Source organism: Paenibacillus pinistramenti (genome assembly GCF_005869875.1).
Taxonomy (GTDB): domain Bacteria; phylum Bacillota; class Bacilli; order Paenibacillales; family Paenibacillaceae; genus Fontibacillus; species Fontibacillus pinistramenti.
Genome location: NZ_VAWG01000014.1, coordinates 76,552 through 95,394, shown reverse-complemented (window position 1 = coordinate 95,394; position 18,843 = coordinate 76,552). Strand labels below are relative to the sequence as shown.

Below are 18,843 nucleotides of genomic sequence, written 5' to 3'. Positions count from 1 at the left end.
CGTGGCGGGGCGACGCCGCTGGTGAGCGCAGCAAGCCCCGCAAGCTGGGCGAGCTGCGCCAGGGTCCGCCAGCTGCCGGCCAGCTCCGGCAGCTCGTCCTCGAGCAGCCCTCGAAGCTCGGGCTGCAGCAGCAGCCGGCCCGCGAGCAAGGCCGCGAACCGCTCCACATCGGCCGGGCCCGGAAAATGGCCCGCCTCCGCATACCCCCGTTCCCCGTCCCGATCCGGGGAACAAAGCTCCGCCCACTGCGGGTGGACTCCTTCCCCGCGGACATACAGCCTGACAGGCGTAAGGTCAGGCCGCTCCCCGCTGCTGCCCGGCTCACCCGCACGAAACCTCCACGCTCTGCCTTCAAATTTGCTATCTGATTTGCCCTTTAATTCGCCCCCAGTTCTGTCTTCTGATCTGCTGTCTCCTGATCGGCTGCCTCGAGCCGAATCAAACTGATCCCTCCAGGTAACAGCTTGTCCCAGAGGCAGGCTTTTTCCGAGCAGAATCAGTTCCTCTGCGCCTTCCGGTGCACCAGCCGCCATCGGATATTTCCCCGTCCACCAAAGCAAGTCCGCACGCATATCCAGGCTTACAAACGCTTGCCACTGCCCTCTTGCTTTCACTGCATAAAGAGAAGCTCTCATTCGATCCGTCCTTTCGGCTGCATTTTTATAAATAAACAGACTCCCTAACAGACTCCCTTCTCCCCATCATCCCCAACAAAAAAAGCACACCCCAAGTCCAAGACTTGCAGAGTGTGCTTCACCCGCGGCTCCTCTCCCTGATGCGGAGAAGGAAACGTTCTATGAAATTAAACGACATGTACATAAGGGATTTTGGAAGCCTCCCCCGGCTTGCGCAGATCGATAAACAAGAAACCCTCATCCTCCAGCTGCGGAGAATGCCCGGCCAGATCGTCCTGGGACAGTTCGCCGGAGAAACGAATAACCTGCAGCTCCATCCCCTCCGCTCTTTCCATCCGTTCGGCAATAGCCAGCGTATCATCTTCAGAATGCTCATCGACCAGAGTGACCAAATGCGGAATACTGCTCAATTTCGCGTACCAGCTGATGGCCCGCAGATACCATTCGAGCTGGCGGCCATGATTTCTCGTGACCAGAACATAGTGTACAAAGCGCCGTTTCCCCCCGGAATATCCGCCGGCGGAACGTTTATACAGCAAATGCACAGCCACAGCGGCCAAAGCATAACCGGCGACAATCCATACAGCCAGAATCACCATGGAGTCCACCTCCCTGTCTTCTAGACGAACCTTGCCCTGGAGAGCTTGGGTCCGTCTGCCGCAATACCTTAGGTTTAACTGCTAAGATAATATATGCGGCCTTAGAGAAGGCGGTTACTGGGCGGCCTGCCTTGAGGCTTAAATGTGCCTGTATTTAAAAATGTGCAAGGATATGCTGTTGTAAGTAGTTATGTGCTGTTCGGCGTGAACGCTGGCGCACACGCTCTGGTTACTGCTTAAGTATATAGACGTATTCTGCCTTGCTCTCTACAGCGTTACCCATCCAAACTTGATGGCATTGATTACCGCTTGGGTGCGGTCATCCACTTCCATCTTCTGCAGGATGCTGCTGACGTGGTTCTTCACCGTCTTCTCACTGATAAACAGATGCTCGCCGATCATTTTATTGCTGCGCCCCTCCGCCATCAGGCGAAGCACTTCTGCTTCACGGCGGGTCAGCGGATTGTCATCCCCGGCAACAAATTTAACGCCTGCTTCACGCAGTGATCCATCCTCGGCAATTGCGCCTGTCTCATGGAGATATTCCATCCGGCGCAGCTGCTGAATCAGCTTGCCTGTAACCTTCGGGTGGATGAACGCATGACCGTCGGCGACGGAACGAATCGCGTTAATGAGCGACTCCGCTTCCATATCCTTCAGCAAATAGCCGGTGGCCCCTTTGCGCAGCGTCTCAAAGACATAGCTTTCATCGTCATGAATAGATAGAATAATGACTTTAATATCCGGCATGGATTCACGCAGCTGCTCGGTTGCATCTACGCCGTTTGTACCCGGCATGTTAATATCCATCAGCACAATCTGCGGGGCGTAGCGGGCACAGGCCTCCGGCACCTGCGCTCCGTCGCTGCACTCCCCGACAACTTCGATGTCTTCCTCCATATTTAAGATCCGCTTCAAACCTTCACGAAACAACTGATGGTCATCCGCCAACAGCACCTTTATGGTTTGGTTTTGTTCAACGCTAATCTGCTCCATCTCCTATTGCTCCTTTCTCTTCTCTACGTTTGTCGGAATATGAATAATAATCTTCGTTCCCTGGTTCTCTGCCGACTCAATCTCCATCCGGCCATCGAGCAGCTCAACCCGTTCACGCATCCCTATCAAGCCGAAATGAGAGTGCTCTTTGGTCTTCTGCTCAAGCTGTTCGACTTTAAAGCCAAGACCGTTATCCTGTACTACAATTTTAATCATTTGCGCTTGATAAGTGATTTCGACACCGACAAATGTAGGATAGGCATGCTTGGCCGCATTATTAAGAGCTTCCTGGACAAGACGGAATATAGCCGCTTCCATTGCAGACGATAACCGCTGCTCTTTACCTCTCGTTTCAAAAGTGGCTCTGATCTTGGATTTCTCCTCGAAATCGTGGACGTATTTGCGCAGTGTAGGAATCAGGCCCAGATCATCCAGAGCCATAGGACGTAAATTAAAAATAACCTTGCGCATTTCTTCCAGACTGAATCTGACCTGCTGCTTTAAATCTATTACTTCTTCCCGGACGGTATTAAAATCCTGCTTGACCAGCATTCTTTCGACAATTTCCGTTCTAAGCACCATATTAGCAAGCAGCTGGGCCGGGCCGTCGTGGATTTCCCGCGAGATCCGCTTGCGCTCTTCCTCCTGGGCCAGAATAATCTTGAGTCCGATGAGCTGGCGGTTCTTCGCGGACTCCAAAATTCTTGTTACCTGCCCCAGTTCGCCGGATAAATACTCCAGCACTACGTTCATCTGGGTGCCGATCGTCTCCGCCCGCTCTACGGAACGCTCTACATTGCGGGTCCGCTTCTGCAGCTCATCCCTCCGGGCTTTCAAATACATTTCCTTCTCCCGGTAGATCAGCAGGTCAAGCTGCAGCTGCGTAGCCTTCTCATAAGCCTCTTTGATATCCTCTTCCTTGTAACGCACAAAATCCCGGCTGACTTCCGTCAGCCGGATGCGGGAACGGCGGTAATTTAATTCGAGCTGATCGACTTTCTCAACAGTTTCCGCGGTCTCTTTCATCACCAGCTGAAGCTCATTATTCAGCATCTTCAGCTCGGATTGAGCGGCGTCCAGAATTTCGATCATCTGCAGTTTGCTGTCCTGCATAACATTGATCGCATTCTTAATGACTCGGTCTATTGCATCGGTTTGAAAATCCACGTCAGGCCTTATCTCCAATCTTTTACATCCGTGTAATGATCAAACCTATCATATCATGATTCAAGGGTAATAGACTTCGTTTTCTGTTCCCATTTTACAGAGATTCCTAACTGCTCTGACACCAGCCGAACAGGGACCAAAGTCCTACCAGAGATAATAAGCGGGGTCACTTCGGCCGTTTTGCGGCTGCCGTTAAAAATATATTCCTTATTTCCTACAAACAGATCGATCATTGCACTGCCGCGCAGCACGGTAATTCTCTGCGTCGAAGCCTGCCAGCTGGCCGATCCGCCAAAGGCATCGACTACATATTTAATAGGCACATAGGTGGTTCCGTCTTTAACGATCGGAGCGGCATCAAAGGCTTTCTTCTGGCCGTTCAGCAAATAAGATTTCTGTCCTACCGTCATGACCACGTTCGCGGCAGAATAAAGGTCATCTCCCCCGGCCGGAACGGTAAACTTGATGTTATCGAGCGAAACACTGCCCGTCATGGCACGTTCGTCCTGTCCGTCCTCGAGGTTCACCAGATAGATGCGCTTCAGTTTAGCGCCGGATTTAAGCCCATATGCGCTCAAATCAAGGTTTATATTCTTCCAGCCTGTCCAATCTACTTGTTTCGCGATATCCACATATGCGGTGGTGCCGTTATTGTCGAACTCCGCTCTCAGCCAGTTCAGGCTGGAATCGCCAAGCACGTCGATGGACATCGCGGAAGCCCCGTCTGGAACTGCCCGGCCGCTTGTACCGTTAAACTGCGCATAAGCAAACCGGCTGCCGGTTCCCGCTGTCATATCATAATTCAGCTGCAGCACTTTGCCGTGGGTATCGCCGCTGCTTACCACCTGGGCCTGGCCTGTTACCTGCGCCGGGCTGCCGGTAAATCCGATGTTATACGCGACATTTTCGAAATTCTCCCAGGACTCATCGCCGGAAGCTGTAAAGGTAATGACCGAGCTGAAACCGTCGTACCGGGCAATGGCATAAGCTGCTTTAACGCCGGCATTCACCGAATTGACCGTCAGCACCCCGCCCGCGACGCTTGCCTTCATGCCTATGAACTCCCACTTCAGGGCGCTTGCAGGCACATCCACGGTGCTGCCGCTTGTCAGCTTGGCTTGCGGAGTAATCGTCACAGCCGCTCCGGCCTGCAGCGTTCCGCTCTGGGCTCCCAGGCTTAGGCTGCTGAGGCTGTCCGCTCCCAGAACCTGCACCTTCGTACTGGCGGAGGCCTGCCCCGACACCGCTGTAAGCTGGGCTGTACCCGGCGTCACAGCTTTAAAGCCGCTGCCTGTCCAAACGACATTGCCGTTGCTGGACTTCCAGTAAGGGTTAAGCGCTGAAGTATCAAACGGGTTGTAATAAGTGTCGTACCCTTTCAGGGAATAGCTTGCCTCCTGCCCGATCAGAAGAGTCTGCGTTCCGCTGATCGTAAAACCTTTCAGTGTCCCCTGCGGTGCTGTCGTGTACACGCCAACGCCGTTCGCAACCTGACGCTGCGTCGTTCCGCCATTTGACGTTGCAAAGGTCAAGCTGGCATCGGTTTCCCCAAGCGGACGGGTTACGAGCGTTGTAGAACCGCCGCCGTCCAGATCGAGTCCCTTCCAGACGCCGATGCTGGTCATAAAGCTCTGCAGCTCGGTTAATTTCATCCCGCTGCTGTTATCATTTTTCTCAACCGTAATCAGGTAAGCATATTTGCCGTCCTTGGAATAACCGATCGCTGTACGGGCCACTGCGCTGCTGCCGCTGACTCCGGTCGTGGAACGGGTAAAGGAAGAAGCCTTGCCCTGATCCACCAGCAGCGTATGACCGCTGATCAGCATCTGCAGGCTGGATGGATCAATGGACTTGCCGCCGGCCGCCGTACGCAGATCATAATTAGCTGTAATCGCCTGCCCAACCTGCAGATGGGTTGTTACATAGGTTGCAGCCGTTCCATGCGCACGCAGAATATATCCATCTGCAGGAACAGTCCCCGAAATCGCCGCTCCCGGCGAGATCTGCTGAATAATACCGTTCTCGACCAGCACCTCGGTCGGCGTCGTCGAGGAATCTTTTGGACGATCGGCTGAAGCCCACGCACTTGTGTAAATATACATCGCATTGACATGGCTGTAGGCATTATCCGGCTCTGTCTTATAGGATTCCTTATTAATCCCGGATAGTGTAAAAGTAGACCCGTCCGCAGCCGTTACATTTCCCTCAAACGTAAAGCTGTCGATGGCCGGAACCCGGTTCTGATCCAGATAAAAAGCATACATGCCTTGAAGCTCGTTAGGACTCGTAACGACCGTCCCATCGCTGACCGAGGCCCCCATTGCCACGCCCATGCCGCTTGTATTAAATACATCGCCGTTTACGCCGGCAACCGCACCTGTCTCCTTAGCCATCCCGCTGACGGATTGACGTGTGGTCACCTGGCCGCTCTTGCCGGTCATGACGTCCATTTTGACGTAAGGGTTGGACAAATCAATCTGCACCACATCGGCCAGCACCTTGACCTGTTCCCCGGAACGGGTCACTGTATATTGATATTTCTGAAGCTTGGCTCCAGAGGTAATGATGTCTTCGGATAATTTTACCGCCTGGCTTGCAGCGGCAGAGACCGTCGAAGCTTGTCCCCATAAAGGCGTCGTACCCAGCACCGGCTGGATCCAGATTAGTCCGGCAAGTGAAAGAACTGCCCATTTCCTGCCTGTCTTTCTCAAAATCAGCATCGGTTTAGCACCGTTTTGTTCTACCATTCTGAAGCGACTCTCCCATCTATTTCAGCTGTCTAAGACGTGTATGCGAACACGCCATCTATGCGCTGTTTCCCCTCAATCTGCCAACTCAGGAATACATCCTCTAAATTAATAGACTGATAAATGGCAGAAAAGTTACGAAATTTCGCGAAATTAATGCCAAGGAAAAATATTGAAATGGGAAAATTGAGCAAAAAAAGAGAGGCACCTCGTCCTATAAAGGACAAGAATGCCTCTTGATTTTGAGTGCCTCTTAAACTTTGAATGCCTCTTAATTAATCCAGGTATCCCAGGTTGTCCAGAACCCGCTTGAGCATAACGGCTGCCTCAGCCCGGGTAGCGGTTCCCTTCGGATTAAAGGTTCCGGCGCTGGTTCCCTGAATGATGCCGGCGGCTACCGCTTGGGCAACTGTACTCTGATCCGCAATCGACTTGTAGTCTTTAAATTTGGACAGCAGCTGTGCGGCAGTCCCGTTCACCGTAATCTCCCGCCCCGCCGAATTCAGCGCCCGGACCATCATCAAAGCCATCTGCTCCCGGGTGATGTAGCTGCCTGGTTTGAAGGTGGACGCTGTCACGCCATTAACAATACCGGCCTTAGCAGCTGCTCCGATATAGCCTGCTGCCGCCGAAGAGGACGATACATCGCTGAACTGGGCTGCACTGGTCTTATCGGGCACAAGCCCTAACCCTTTTACAATAAAGGTCGCAAACTCAGCGCGGGTGATGTTCTCCTTAGGCATGAACATACCGCCGGAGCGGGCATTTACGATCAGCTTGTCTGCCAGCTCGGTAATCGCCGCCTTAGCCCAGTGATTGCCGATGTCGCTGTAGCTGGCACTGCCCATAGTCGGCCCGGCAATAAGGCTGCCTGTGTCAAGCGTGGTGCTGACCACCGTGTAAGAGCCGGCACTGTCGATATTCGTCGGCAGGAACGAAATGGTCTGCGCAGTACGATCAAATCTGGCCATGGCCGTCTGGTCAGCGGTAACCGTCCCGCTAGTCCGGATATACAAATCGCCTGTTAACGCAATTGTGGCCTGCGATGCAGCCGAAGCAGAGCCTATGGAATCAAACACTTCCACCGGGTTCACAATCGGCAGCGCCGTGACGCCGTTCGTGCTTGTAATGACATTTAATTTGTCCTTGGCGACACGCTCCAGCTGGATCCACAGATAAGAGGTCGAGAAGCTGGAGGCCTGGGTTTGCGACAGGTTGGTAAAAGGGAACTCCGACAAAGGAAGCACATATAACGCATCGCCGTAGCGAACCCCGAAGCTGAGCGTGCTCATCCGGGTGTAAGCTTCCATCAGCGTCTTCAGCGGAATACCGACATAGGCGGCGTTCTGCGTGCTCGGCACTTCAAATACCAGCAGGCTCTCGCTGCTGGCAGCAGCGGAGGCCACATAATTATAGGCCGTCTGCATTTTGCTGCTGTCGATCAAGTATTCGCTGACACTTTGACCCGCTCTTGAAGAAGTGGTGGCTGCACTTGCAAAGGTTGTGTCCATTACATAACCTGCCGGCCCAAATTCCGTTGCCGCAAGCCGGGTCATATTGGACGGCAAACCGGCTGCCGAGCTGTCGGTGGAAGCCGCCGTAAGATTTTGCACCGTCATCCGGCTGAAAGCCTGCACGGCTGAACCGCTGCTGGTATAGAGCGGAGGCGAAGAGCCCGGCATAAAGGACACATCCACTACTTGGCCGCTGGTCACCGGAACGGTTAAAGTCAGCGTCACTACACTGCCGCTCACCGTCGCCGAGCTGATTTCGGCGGAGACTCCATCTACCATCACATAGAACAAGCGCGTCGAGATCGTAGAAGAGCTGTAAGTCAGACTGCCGCTGAACTGAATGGACAGCGTGCTTCCGTTAATATAGGCGGAGCTTACTCCGTCAACCACAACATTGTACGTAACCGGCTGCAGATCCAGCGAGGCCGCCACGTTCCCGTTAAGGTCCGCCACCCCATCCGAGCTCGATACATAGGAGACCGTAACCGTCTGGGCACTTGTGAAAGAAGAAGCCAGCGTCAGCTTGACCTGGTTGTCAACGATCGAAACGGCCGTCACATAGTCCGGCGTGCTGCCCACCAGAACCGAATACTGGCTGATCAACGGGACACTCGTTGTGCTCAGCGCTTCGTTGTAGGTTAGGATAATATCGTTATCCGATCCTACGGCTGTTTTGAATACAGGTGCTGTATCATCGTTGACATTTTGAATATAAAAATCTGTAAATGCAGAAATCTTCTGTCCCGATTCATCTTTAAGCGGATAGGAGCCAGGCGTGTAGGACACCTTCACCACTGCTCCGTCCGATACGCTGTTCTTGAGGTAGAGCGTAATGATATTGCCGCTTTGGCCGATGCTCTCGATGCTCATCGAGGAGCTGTTAGCTTTTACCGTAAACTGTTTGTAGGCGTAAGTAGATACATCGTCCAGATCCTCCTGGAACTCAAGCGTCACGACATCTTCTGATACATAGCCTTCGACCGGCTTCTCCAGAGAGGACTCCAGATCGTTGGTTACTGCGCGGCCCGACAGCGAGATGGCAAGATTGCCTGAAGTATCCTGAATCGTCCGGACCCCGCTGTTAGTATAGCTGAGTTTGACCACCTGTCCGACCGCTACGCCCGTCTCCAGCACGATGTAGACACTGCTGCCGGAGATGTAAGCATCGCTGATCGTTCTGGACTGTCCATTTACCGTCACGGCGAAACTGGAAGTCAGCAGATTGATACTGGAGTTCAAGGTCTCGTTATACAGCAGCCGGATGACTGAATTGCTGTACATGGCGGCGCTTTGGAGCACCGGCGCTGTGGAATCGCTCGTTACCGTTGTGAAGCTCCAGCTGGAAGCCCCGCTCAGCCCGGAATAGGAAGCATTGGTCGAAGCATTCAGCAGCGCACCTGACGTAATATCCACATAATAGGTGGAGCCGGCGTCCAAAGACTTGCTTGGCGTAATGATCAGCTTTGTTCCGCTAATCGTAACCGTTGCCGAAGGAATCGTTGTTGTTCCGGATTTGCGCAAGGTAATTCCGTTTGATCCATTGGAGAAAGAAGTACTTCCGCTGGAAGATTTAATCGCCGTATTAAAGGTTGCCGTAGGGACCTCACTCAGGCTGACACTCGTCTCCCCGTCAGTTGGGGATAGGCTGCTTAATTTCAACGTGCTGGTAGCAGAAGCAGCTGTTTTAAAACTCCACGCGTGCGCCGTACTAGGAACCGCATTATCATCCGTGTCCTTAAAAGTACCTGCAGGCACAGTCACGCTATAAGACGTACTAGCCAGCAGACTGGACGGCAGAGCGATGCTGATCGTATTCGTTCCCCCGCCGGTTACACTTGAAGAAGTTACGGCTACGCTGGAAGCTTCCGTTCCGTCCGCCAGCTTCACGCTGATCGTCCCGCTGTCCGGGTACACCGGACGGCTGAACTTGAGCTGAATGGTGCTCGTTACCGCTTCGCTTTGCGTCGTGCCTGGAGTAGTAGAGCTGATCTGTCCCGGCGTGCCTACGATATTAAAATACCAGGTCTGCGCGCTGGAAATGCCGGCATATGGGAGCTCATCCCCATTCAGAAAGGCCCCCTTGTCTATCAGCACATAATATCTTTCGCCCTTCGTAAGGCCCGAAACGCTGAAGGTAACCGTCCTGCCGGACAGCACGACCTTGCTGCTGTCTGTCACCGCATACGTGGCAGCCGCCTCGTTGGTAGAAGCCTTTTTAATATAAATATTGCCCGTTCCCTTGCTGACCATCTGATTAAATTCCATGGACAGGCTGGCCGAAGTCCCGCTCACGGCCGGCTGTGCCAATGTGGCAGTTGGTGCCGTGCTGTTCTCGCTGATCGTTGTAAAAGTCCAGTCAAACGCCGCAGACGAGCTGCCCGATTCATCTACGAACACGCCCTCCGGTCCAGTTACGTGGTATTTCGCCGCATAGTCAAGATTGGTGCCCGATGGCAAAGTAATATCCATCTTGGTGCTGTAGCTGCCTACTGCAGATACGTTAATCCGGGTATATTCCGCATCTGCGCCCTCGGCTTTCACTGCAATGTATCCGCTGTTTGTCTTTACCGAACGGTCAAAGACCATCGTCAGGGTCTTCGTGGTCACCGCCACACCCTTCGAGCCGCTGGCAGGCGTGGTGGACTGGTACGTGAACGTCGTCCCTGCCGCCGCATAACTCATACTTCCAAGCACATTAAATAATAGAAGCACAACTAGAATAATGGAGTATTTCCTCATCATTATGTATTATCCTCTCCTTAAATAGATCAATAGAGCCGCCCTCTTTAAGCCTTCCTGCTCACCGCTGCAAATCCCCATACTTATCCTATTTTTCGGCACAATCTTCTGTAAACTTTAGGACAACAGCCATTTTATACTAAAAAAGAAAAAAGAACAGATCCCCCGCAAGCTGCAAGGAAAATCTGTTCTTCAAATATAAAATATGAAATTGCCGATACCTGTCTATTCCTGCCGTTTCCTACAATCCCGCTTGCTCTCTCAAGAGCTCCGCTTTATCAACGCGCTCCCAAGGAAGATCGATGTCAGTCCGGCCAAAATGCCCGTAGGCAGCCGTTTGACGGTAAATCGGACGGCGCAGATCCAGCATGGAGATGATGCCTGCAGGGCGAAGGTCGAAGTTGCTGCGAACCAGCTCAACCAGCTTCTCTTCGGACACTTTGCCGGTGCCGTAAGTATCCACGTTAATCGACACAGGATTGGCTACGCCAATCGCATAAGCCAGCTGAATTTCGACTTTATCCGCAAGCCCTGCCGCTACGAGGTTCTTCGCCACATAACGGGCAGCATAAGCGGCAGAACGGTCCACCTTGGTAGGATCCTTCCCGGAAAAAGCTCCCCCGCCATGGCGGGCATAACCACCGTACGTATCCACGATGATCTTGCGGCCGGTCAACCCGGCATCCCCTTGGGGACCGCCGATCACGAAGCGGCCGGTCGGGTTAATGAAGTATTTGGTATCCGCGTCCAGCAGTTCCTCCGGGACAACAGGAAGAATGACATATTTCTTAATATCCGTTTGAATCTGCTCCAGCGTAATATCTTCGGCATGCTGTGTAGACACGACAATCGTATCCACGCGCTGCGGTCTGCCATCCAGATATTCAATGGTCACCTGCGTTTTCCCGTCAGGGCGAAGGTATTCCAGGGTTCCGTCCTTGCGGACTTCAGACAAACGGCGTGCAATCCGGTGAGACAAAGCGATAGGAAGAGGCATAAGTTCAGGAGTCTCATTTGTTGCAAAACCAAACATCAAACCTTGGTCGCCAGCCCCGATGTTGGCGGTTTCCTCGGCAACCTGGGCTGGATCACGGTTCTCAAGGGCCGCATTCACGCCCTGGGCGATATCTGCGGACTGCTCATTCAAAGACGTAAGTACTGCGCACGTATTAGAGTCAAAGCCATATTTGGCACGAGTATAACCGATTTCCTTAATCGTGCTGCGGACAATGGATGGAATATCTACATAATCTGATTTTGTGCTGATCTCGCCGATCACCAGAACCAGCCCGGTTGCTACAGAAACCTCGCAGGCAACACGCGCATTCGGGTCATTCGCCAGAAAAGCGTCCAGAACGGCATCAGAGATTTGGTCACAAATTTTATCCGGATGCCCTTCAGTTACGGACTCGGAAGTAAACAAATGTCGCCCTTTAATGGACATGAATTCTCGACCTCCCATGTGGATAGTATGGCACCCGCCACCCGATCCTAAACAAAAAATGAACCTTTTCCTCCCAGGAAAAGGTTAGTACAAGCCTCATCATATCTGATTTAATTCCGCCTGTCAAACACGGGATTGCGATGCAGCGGGATAAATATTATAAAAGAGAACGCTTTTCCGCAATCGCAACAAGGCGTTTGGTGATTTCTCCGCCTACCGATCCATTTTCACGCGAGGTGAGATGCCCCCAGTAATGAGAGTGGGAAGCACCCGCTGATTCTGTGCCCAGCTCCCCGGAGAATTCCGTATCTGCAAACCCGCTGCTGCTTCCATACCCTACCGGCAGTCCAAACTCTGCTGCAATTTCATACTTCATGTGTTTGAGTGCTTCTTTCGACTCCGGAATAAGCTTGCGATTATTGCTTCTTGCCATATAAGATGCACCTCCAGATGATATTGGGTTACCTGTAGGTGTATTATGCCGCAGAGTACAAGCTGTACACGTATGAATCATTGCTAATCCGGGAAAAACCTCCCTGAACGGTGCCGTTTTATTTCGTAATCGTATACCCGCCTCTAACCATGACGGTCAGGCTGCTCGTGACACCATCCTGAACCATAATACCGCGCCCTTCTCTTGGAAAAGACAGCAAATGGTTGTTCGCCACCGGCTTCCCATTCGTAATATCCGTTCCGTCCGTAAGGTCCGCCACACCATTGGAGTCCGAGCTGTAAATAGCCGCTTTGCCTACACGGACAATAAATTCCGCGCCTGCCTTGGCCATCAGCTTCTCACCCGGGTTAACCGCAACCACTTCGATCTCATCACTGCTGCTGGAAGTGCTTGTACTGCTGCCAGTGCTTGTCGATCCGGACGATGAAGAAGCGGACGGAGTAGAGGTTGTTTTTCCACTTAGAGCCGCTTGAATCTGCTGATCCACATAGCTCTTTGTCACGACCGGATCATCCGCCGTTCCAGGCTGGGCACTTGTCCCTGCCCCTTCCGCATTTTTATTGAGCAGCGATCCGGCCCACAGGCCGCCGCCGATAAGAACTGCTGCCGCAGCAATTTTCCAGGCTGGTTTCATGCTGTTCCTCCTCAGAATACTATTCTCTCTTTTACACCTATTTTAATAATAGTAGGTTTATAGGCTTCAAACAAGAAAAAGTCCCCGATTGGGGACTTTTTCAGATCAAACTCTAATACATATCTCTTCTTAAAGTTGGCTATCACTGTAGTACTGAGCAGAAGTAGCAATCTTTGTCTTCTCGCCTTGGAACTCATCGTAAATCGAGAACTGGAAGTTACCGGTCCGGACCGTCTCAAAGATTGGATCAGATACCGTGTAGCTGTAAGATTCATCATTTCCGACGACCAGATCCTTCTCAAGCTCGATCTCCTTCTCAAAGCGCAGACCGCTGGAGTCCGTTACCTCGAGAATGAGTTTATGTCCATATTCACCCATGTCATAGTTCAGATCCCGGGTCAGGTCATAATCAAAGCTGATCTGCAGGCCTGAGCTGTCCGTATATCCTTCAAAGTTCTCTAAGCTAAGCGTATACGGGAACATATCGATATTGCTCAGCGAGCTTTGAATGTCACGGGTAACTGCCGTAAGAGCCATTGCCGTAGCATTAACGTAACCCGTCGATGTCTCACCGACAGCTGTCAGAGCACTATCCTTAATGCCTTCACCCACAATCAATTGCAGGTTGGACGTCGAAACATTCTTAGGAAGCTTCGCATAGAAGGTCACGATATTGCTGCTCTTAGGTCCTGCCGCATGATCAATCTGTGTCGTTGTAGCTTTATAGTATTGTCCGTCTTCGGTCTTGAAGTAGCCTACCATTTGAGAGAGGTTCGCCTGGCTGCTTTCCAAGTTGTTCATCAGCATTTCGGTGTAAACGATATTGGACGATGTACCTTTATAAACATAAGTTTTGCGTTCAGCAAGGCTGGCCGTTTTGCCCGATGCGTTGATGTCTAGCGAAGAACCGCTCTCTACAACCTTCAAGTCGTTCAGACTGCCAAGGTTTGTAAATTGAATCCAATTCGATGTCTTGTCATCACTGAGCTTCTCAAGAAGCTGGATCTGCAGCTGATTGAAGTCAAGATCGCCTGGTACTTTCGTTACCACATACACATCGGTTTGGGCTCCAGGTGCAAGGACCTTAGTGCTGCTTGTTGTAATGAGCTGTGTATCTGCATCCAGCGTAGCCATATCGATCTTATAAACACCTGCGAAATCCGGAAGCTGTGCAGAGGTTGTTCCATTATTTTTAATCGTAATCTTGGATGTAAGCAAGTAGCTGTCATCCCAAGGCAGACTTTGAATGGAATCAAGAGTGATGCCAAAGGTTCCATGGTTATTCTTAACGTTCTGTTCCGTTCCAAGTGTATTCTGCAGCCCGGTAGCATCCGGAATGGTATAAGCAGCTACTGGATAGTTGGATGCGACTGTGACCTGTGAACTTGTGCCTTCACTTGAAGAAGTACTGGATGAGGACGAAGAAGCAGGCACCTTCATTAACAATTTCATATTGCCTTTTCTCGCATTAACCGTTGGTACGGTAGCATCCAAACTAGCCAAAAGGCTCTCGCCCGGATCAAGCGTTAAATCTGTAAAATCACTGGTCGTAACAGGGTAATAAGTGCTTCCAGCCTGGACTTCAAAAGTATATGCAGGAACCGTAACCTTGGTTGTCCCTGTATTCTTGACAAGCAGCTGAATCGAAAGGCTTGTTTCATCATTAGCCTGATTTGAGGTTGCCCCCTGTACAGTTGCCGAAATTTGTCCGGAATCAAGCGTCAATACCTTCGCTTTGTTCTGTGCAATCAAAGAAGCTGCAGGGTTATTCATCTTCAGCATCGCAACTGCGTAATCACTGCTTGTGCTGTCAGACGTTTGGGTTTGAACTACCATCAGTTTTAAATTCTTAAGTGACACCTTGCTTGGAATCTTAGCAATCAAATTCAACGTCTTATTATCCTGTGACTGGATAGAATAATCCGTGCTCGAGGAGTCTGGAGACAAAGTAAACGTTGAGCCGCTTACGGTTTGAATGACATATTTCCAGCTTGGATCAGAAAATACACTATTGCCTACATTCGCAACATTCAAAGCTACATTCACATAATTGTAGTCTCCTGAGGCAATAGAGGTAACACTGTTGATCTTCACTTTAGCTGTTGCATTGTCCACGGTCAGCTTCTCAGAGTAGTTAAGCGGAGTTGCAATGGTATAGGAGGATGGAACATTAAAGCTGCCTAGGCTTCTTTCATAATTAGCCATGCTGAAATCCCATTTAATCATTTGAAAGCTTAGATCGTAATACTGAAGATTTTTAGGGATCTCCGTCATATAAGTTACACTTACACTTGCTCCCGGAGCAACCTTCGTTTTATCTTGATCCGCAGCAATCGGAGCTACTGAATATACATTGCCGGACTTCGTCTTTACTTTAGTCCAGTAGTCATTCAGGGAAAGAGATGTTGTCCCATTATTCACATATGTAATCGTGTAGGTAAGAACATTTTGCTGATCTTGAGACAAAATATTTACTTTGGACAGCTTGGCAGTACTGGTGGAACTCAGCTTAATAGCTGCCAGGTTGCTTACCGTATGCACAACACTGCTTGTTTTGGATGTGCTCGTGGAAGCGGCTTGTGCATCAAAGACTACAGCCTGTCCCAGGATCATGGATACTGCGAGGGATGCTGCTAAAGTTTTACGTTTATTCAAGGTATAACCTCCCCTAAAACTTATCATAATAACTATATACGCACTAATCTTAGGAAAAGTTTAACACAGGGAGATTAAAAGTACCTTAAAAGTCGCTGAGAGTTTGAAAAAGAAAAAACCCGGCGAATAAACGCCGGGTTCTTGTTTGATTTTAACTTAATAATAAGAATTTATTATTTAGTCAAAGTTCCGCTTGCCAGGTTACCAGCAATGGAGAATGCATCTACTTCGTTACCTACAGTATCAGTTACAGCAGAGCTGTCACCGCTGAATGCAACGGAGATTCTGCTAGTTGCGCTGAAACCATCTGGAAGGTTATCTTCAGGAACGTTCACAGATACTACATTACCGCTGATAGTAACGTCGAAGTCTTCAGAAGCAATTGTTGCATCTCCAGCTTTCACTGTGAACATATCTTTAACCAGCTCATCGATAACTTCTGTGCTAACAGATTTCAATGTTTCGCCGAAAGTGAAGTTAACAGTAAGACCATTTGCACCAGTTGTGTCATAAGTAGCAGTTGTTGTAGAAACAACTGGAGCTACATAATCAGACAAAGTGTAAGTGCCTTCGATGATTTTGTTACCATAGATGTCTTGAGTAGTTGGAGTCTCATCTACGATCAAGCTGTAGCTGCCTGTACCAGTACCCAGAGCACTACTGAAGGTAAGTGTCAAAGTCTTCTTATCGCTAGACAGGGAGTAAGAAGTTGGTGTCTTACTGTTGATGCTGAAGTCAGACTTGTTCACGCTGCCCAAAGCAGTGTCGAATACAACAACAGCTTTGTATTGAGTGCTAACATAAGAGCTGGCAGGTTGCAAAATAGGGTTAGAGGCAGTTACAGGAACAGACAAGTTGTATCCAGTTTCAGTGTAGTAGTCGCCGTCAGCATCTTTGATGTAGCTAGCTTCTGCTGTACCACCTGTAGTAGTTTCAAGTCCATTACCGTCGCTGTCAGCGAAGTCTTCTACTGCCAAGCGAACTGTATTAGTGTTGTACAGTTTAACAGTGCCATCATAGTAGTAAGTTTCACCATCAACATCTACGAATGTATATTTCGCAGCGTCCAACGCACTACCTGTACCAGTAGTTGTTACACCATTAGAGAACGTCATGTACAGGTAACCGCTCTTAACCCAAGCTTTAGACAGCTCAGTGGAAGAAAGGCTAGCTACGTCCAAGGAAATGCTTTGTGGAAGCATAGAGTTAGCTACATAAGCAGTGTCAGTTACACCAGAAACAGTCAATGTGTAAGTTTCGGAATCCAAGTCGCTACCCAGGTTTACATAAACGGTTTTGTCATCGGTATCCAGAGTAATACCCAATTCAGGGTTACCGTCGGAGTCTGTGTAATCAGTATTAGCAACGTCGCCGTCAGAATCTTTCAGAACGTAGTTGCTAGCATCAACTGCTTCGTCTTCGTCAACAGATTTGCTGAATACAAGCTTAGCGATGTAATCAGTACCCTCTGTGTAGAAGCTGCTAGAAACAATTGTTGGGCGAACTGTGTCTACAGTTGGTGTAACTGTTGCAGTACGATCTGCAGAGTTATCGCTGTAGTCAGATACTCCATTGATGTAGATTGTGTTGGAAGCATAGGACAGCGGGCTGTCAAAGTTAACAGTTACCACATTGTCATTGATGCTTTCAATTGTTCCGTCATTGGAAGTTGTATTTGCATACACATCATCAACCGATTTAACTGTTTCGTTGAAAGTAATAACGACTTGTTTAAGATCGTTTGATTTGATGGATGTTACTTCTGGAGCAGAAGAGTCTGCAGTAACAGTGAAGCTTTGCTCAACTGGAGCAATTACCAGACCAGAGTAGTCAGTAACGTTGCTTACTGCTACAGTGTGGCTGCCTTCAGCAAGGTTAGCATTTACAACTACAGTGTTAGGGTAAGTGTATTGCACGGAAGCTGCAACAGTACCACCATCGATGGAGTAGTTGCTTGCGTCAGCTGCTTCATCAGCAGTTACTGGCTCGCTGAACTTGATTTTGAAAGCGCTAGTGCCCAAGCTAGTTACGGAAGCAACTGTTGGAGCAGCTACGTCAGCCGGAGTGAAGTCAATATCCTTGCTGAATGTTACTGTTCCGTCTTCGCTCTTAACATTGCTGATTGTCAATGTTGTTTCTTCTTTGTTAGTCAAGAAATCAGTGCTGTCTTCATCAACAAGCAATGTTACTTGAGTTTTGTCAGCGGACAAAGTAGCGCTGTCGAAAGTAACATCGTCGATGGAGTAGTTATCAACGTCTTCTGCAGTTGTCTCATCAACTGTTCCGTCGAAAGTAACAACTACTGTTGCCAGGTTGTCAGCAGTTACGGATTTAACGTTTTGTGCAGAAGTGGAAACCCAAGTTACTTTAGTAGAGATTGTGTGACCAGCAGCGTCTTGGAACTCTACTGGAGTTTCAACGTTTGCTACGAGTGGAGTTGTCAAAGCTACTTTAACAACTTCGCCAGTGGACAAAGTGAACTCAACGTTGCTAGCGTCTACTACTTTGTAAGAAGCTACAGTAGGGATTTGAGCTGCTTCCCAGATTGCGTATGCAGCTACAATTGCTTGGGAACGAGTTGCGTTCGCAGTCCAAGTTGTGCTAGCTTCAAGCAATCCTTTGTTGATTGCAGCTTGAACTTCGCCTTGAGCCCATGCAGCAGCATTGTTAGCAATGCCAGTTGTAGGAACTTCAAGTTTCAAAGCACGAGTCAGAACGATTGCCAATTCTTGAGCCGTTACGTTACCGCTTGGGTTGAAGAATTGTTTGCCGTTCACTGTGGAACCTTGCATGATACCCGCAGCTGTTACAGCTTCGATGTATGGAGCAGCCCAGTGGTTAGGACCATAGTTGTTGTCTTTGTAAGAGTAAACGCCTGTTACTTCTTTCAGTCCCAGGGATTTAGTGATGATCTTTGCCAGTTCAGCACGAGTCAAAGTCTTTTCCAGGTGAGCCAAGCCATCTGGCAAGCCGTTAACGATGCCTGCTGTTTTCAAAGCATCAAATTTTTGATCAGGTGTTGTTGCTGTTGCGTCAGCACCAAATGCTACAGAAGCAAACATAGAGAATGCCATTGCTGTAGACAGAGCTACGGATAAAATTTTCTTCATAACCTTTTTTTCTCCTCCTTGAATAACTTGCATGTTATAAGAGTTTTCTTTAGATGAATAGCTCGTGTTACTCATTAGCCGTGCACCCCCTTTCCCGAGTTGAGCGAACTTCTTATGAATAATGTCTGTGAGTTCGTCACAGAAACTTG

10 protein-coding genes and 1 pseudogene are annotated in these 18,843 nt (G+C 49.8%); all 11 read right to left on the bottom strand.

Annotation, left to right across the window (positions count from 1 at the left end):
* A pseudogene (locus FCN15_RS15160) lies at positions 1–635 on the bottom strand (hypothetical protein); the annotation flags it as partial.
* A gap of 167 nt (positions 636–802) precedes the next feature.
* Complete coding sequence (locus FCN15_RS15155) at positions 803–1,234, bottom strand: hypothetical protein (RefSeq protein ID WP_138495827.1); 432 nt, start codon at positions 1,232–1,234, stop codon at positions 803–805.
* Between the two features lie 267 nt (positions 1,235–1,501).
* A complete protein-coding gene (locus FCN15_RS15150; protein ID WP_138495826.1) occupies positions 1,502–2,230 on the bottom strand; it encodes a response regulator in 729 nt (242 codons plus the stop codon).
* A 3-nt stretch (positions 2,231–2,233) separates the two neighbouring features.
* The gene (locus tag FCN15_RS15145; RefSeq protein WP_138495825.1) at positions 2,234–3,397 is read right to left on the bottom strand and encodes a sensor histidine kinase; all 1,164 of its coding nucleotides are present in this window, start codon (positions 3,395–3,397) and stop codon (positions 2,234–2,236) included.
* A 53-nt stretch (positions 3,398–3,450) separates the two neighbouring features.
* On the bottom strand, positions 3,451–6,144 hold the full coding sequence (locus FCN15_RS15140) for a stalk domain-containing protein (protein WP_138495824.1): 2,694 nt from the start codon (positions 6,142–6,144) through the stop codon (positions 3,451–3,453).
* Positions 6,145–6,419: 275 nt separating this feature from the next.
* Entirely contained in the window at positions 6,420–10,400 is a 3,981-nt protein-coding gene (locus FCN15_RS15135) for an Ig-like domain-containing protein (RefSeq protein ID WP_138495823.1), read from the bottom strand.
* 238 nt (positions 10,401–10,638) lie between these two features.
* Positions 10,639–11,841, bottom strand: coding sequence for a methionine adenosyltransferase (gene metK, locus FCN15_RS15130; protein ID WP_138495822.1), 1,203 nt, complete (start codon positions 11,839–11,841; stop codon positions 10,639–10,641).
* A 157-nt stretch (positions 11,842–11,998) separates the two neighbouring features.
* Entirely contained in the window at positions 11,999–12,274 is a 276-nt protein-coding gene (locus FCN15_RS15125; protein WP_138495821.1) for an alpha/beta-type small acid-soluble spore protein, read from the bottom strand.
* A gap of 118 nt (positions 12,275–12,392) precedes the next feature.
* Positions 12,393–12,929: a hypothetical protein gene (locus FCN15_RS15120; RefSeq protein WP_138495820.1), complete on the bottom strand. Its 537-nt coding sequence runs from the start codon at positions 12,927–12,929 to the stop codon at positions 12,393–12,395.
* Positions 12,930–13,058: 129 nt separating this feature from the next.
* The gene (locus FCN15_RS15115) at positions 13,059–15,584 is read right to left on the bottom strand and encodes a DUF4352 domain-containing protein (RefSeq protein ID WP_138495819.1); all 2,526 of its coding nucleotides are present in this window, start codon (positions 15,582–15,584) and stop codon (positions 13,059–13,061) included.
* Positions 15,585–15,757: 173 nt separating this feature from the next.
* Positions 15,758–18,769: an S-layer homology domain-containing protein gene (locus FCN15_RS15110; RefSeq protein ID WP_162515375.1), complete on the bottom strand. Its 3,012-nt coding sequence runs from the start codon at positions 18,767–18,769 to the stop codon at positions 15,758–15,760.
* Positions 18,770–18,843: the final 74 nt, after the last annotated feature.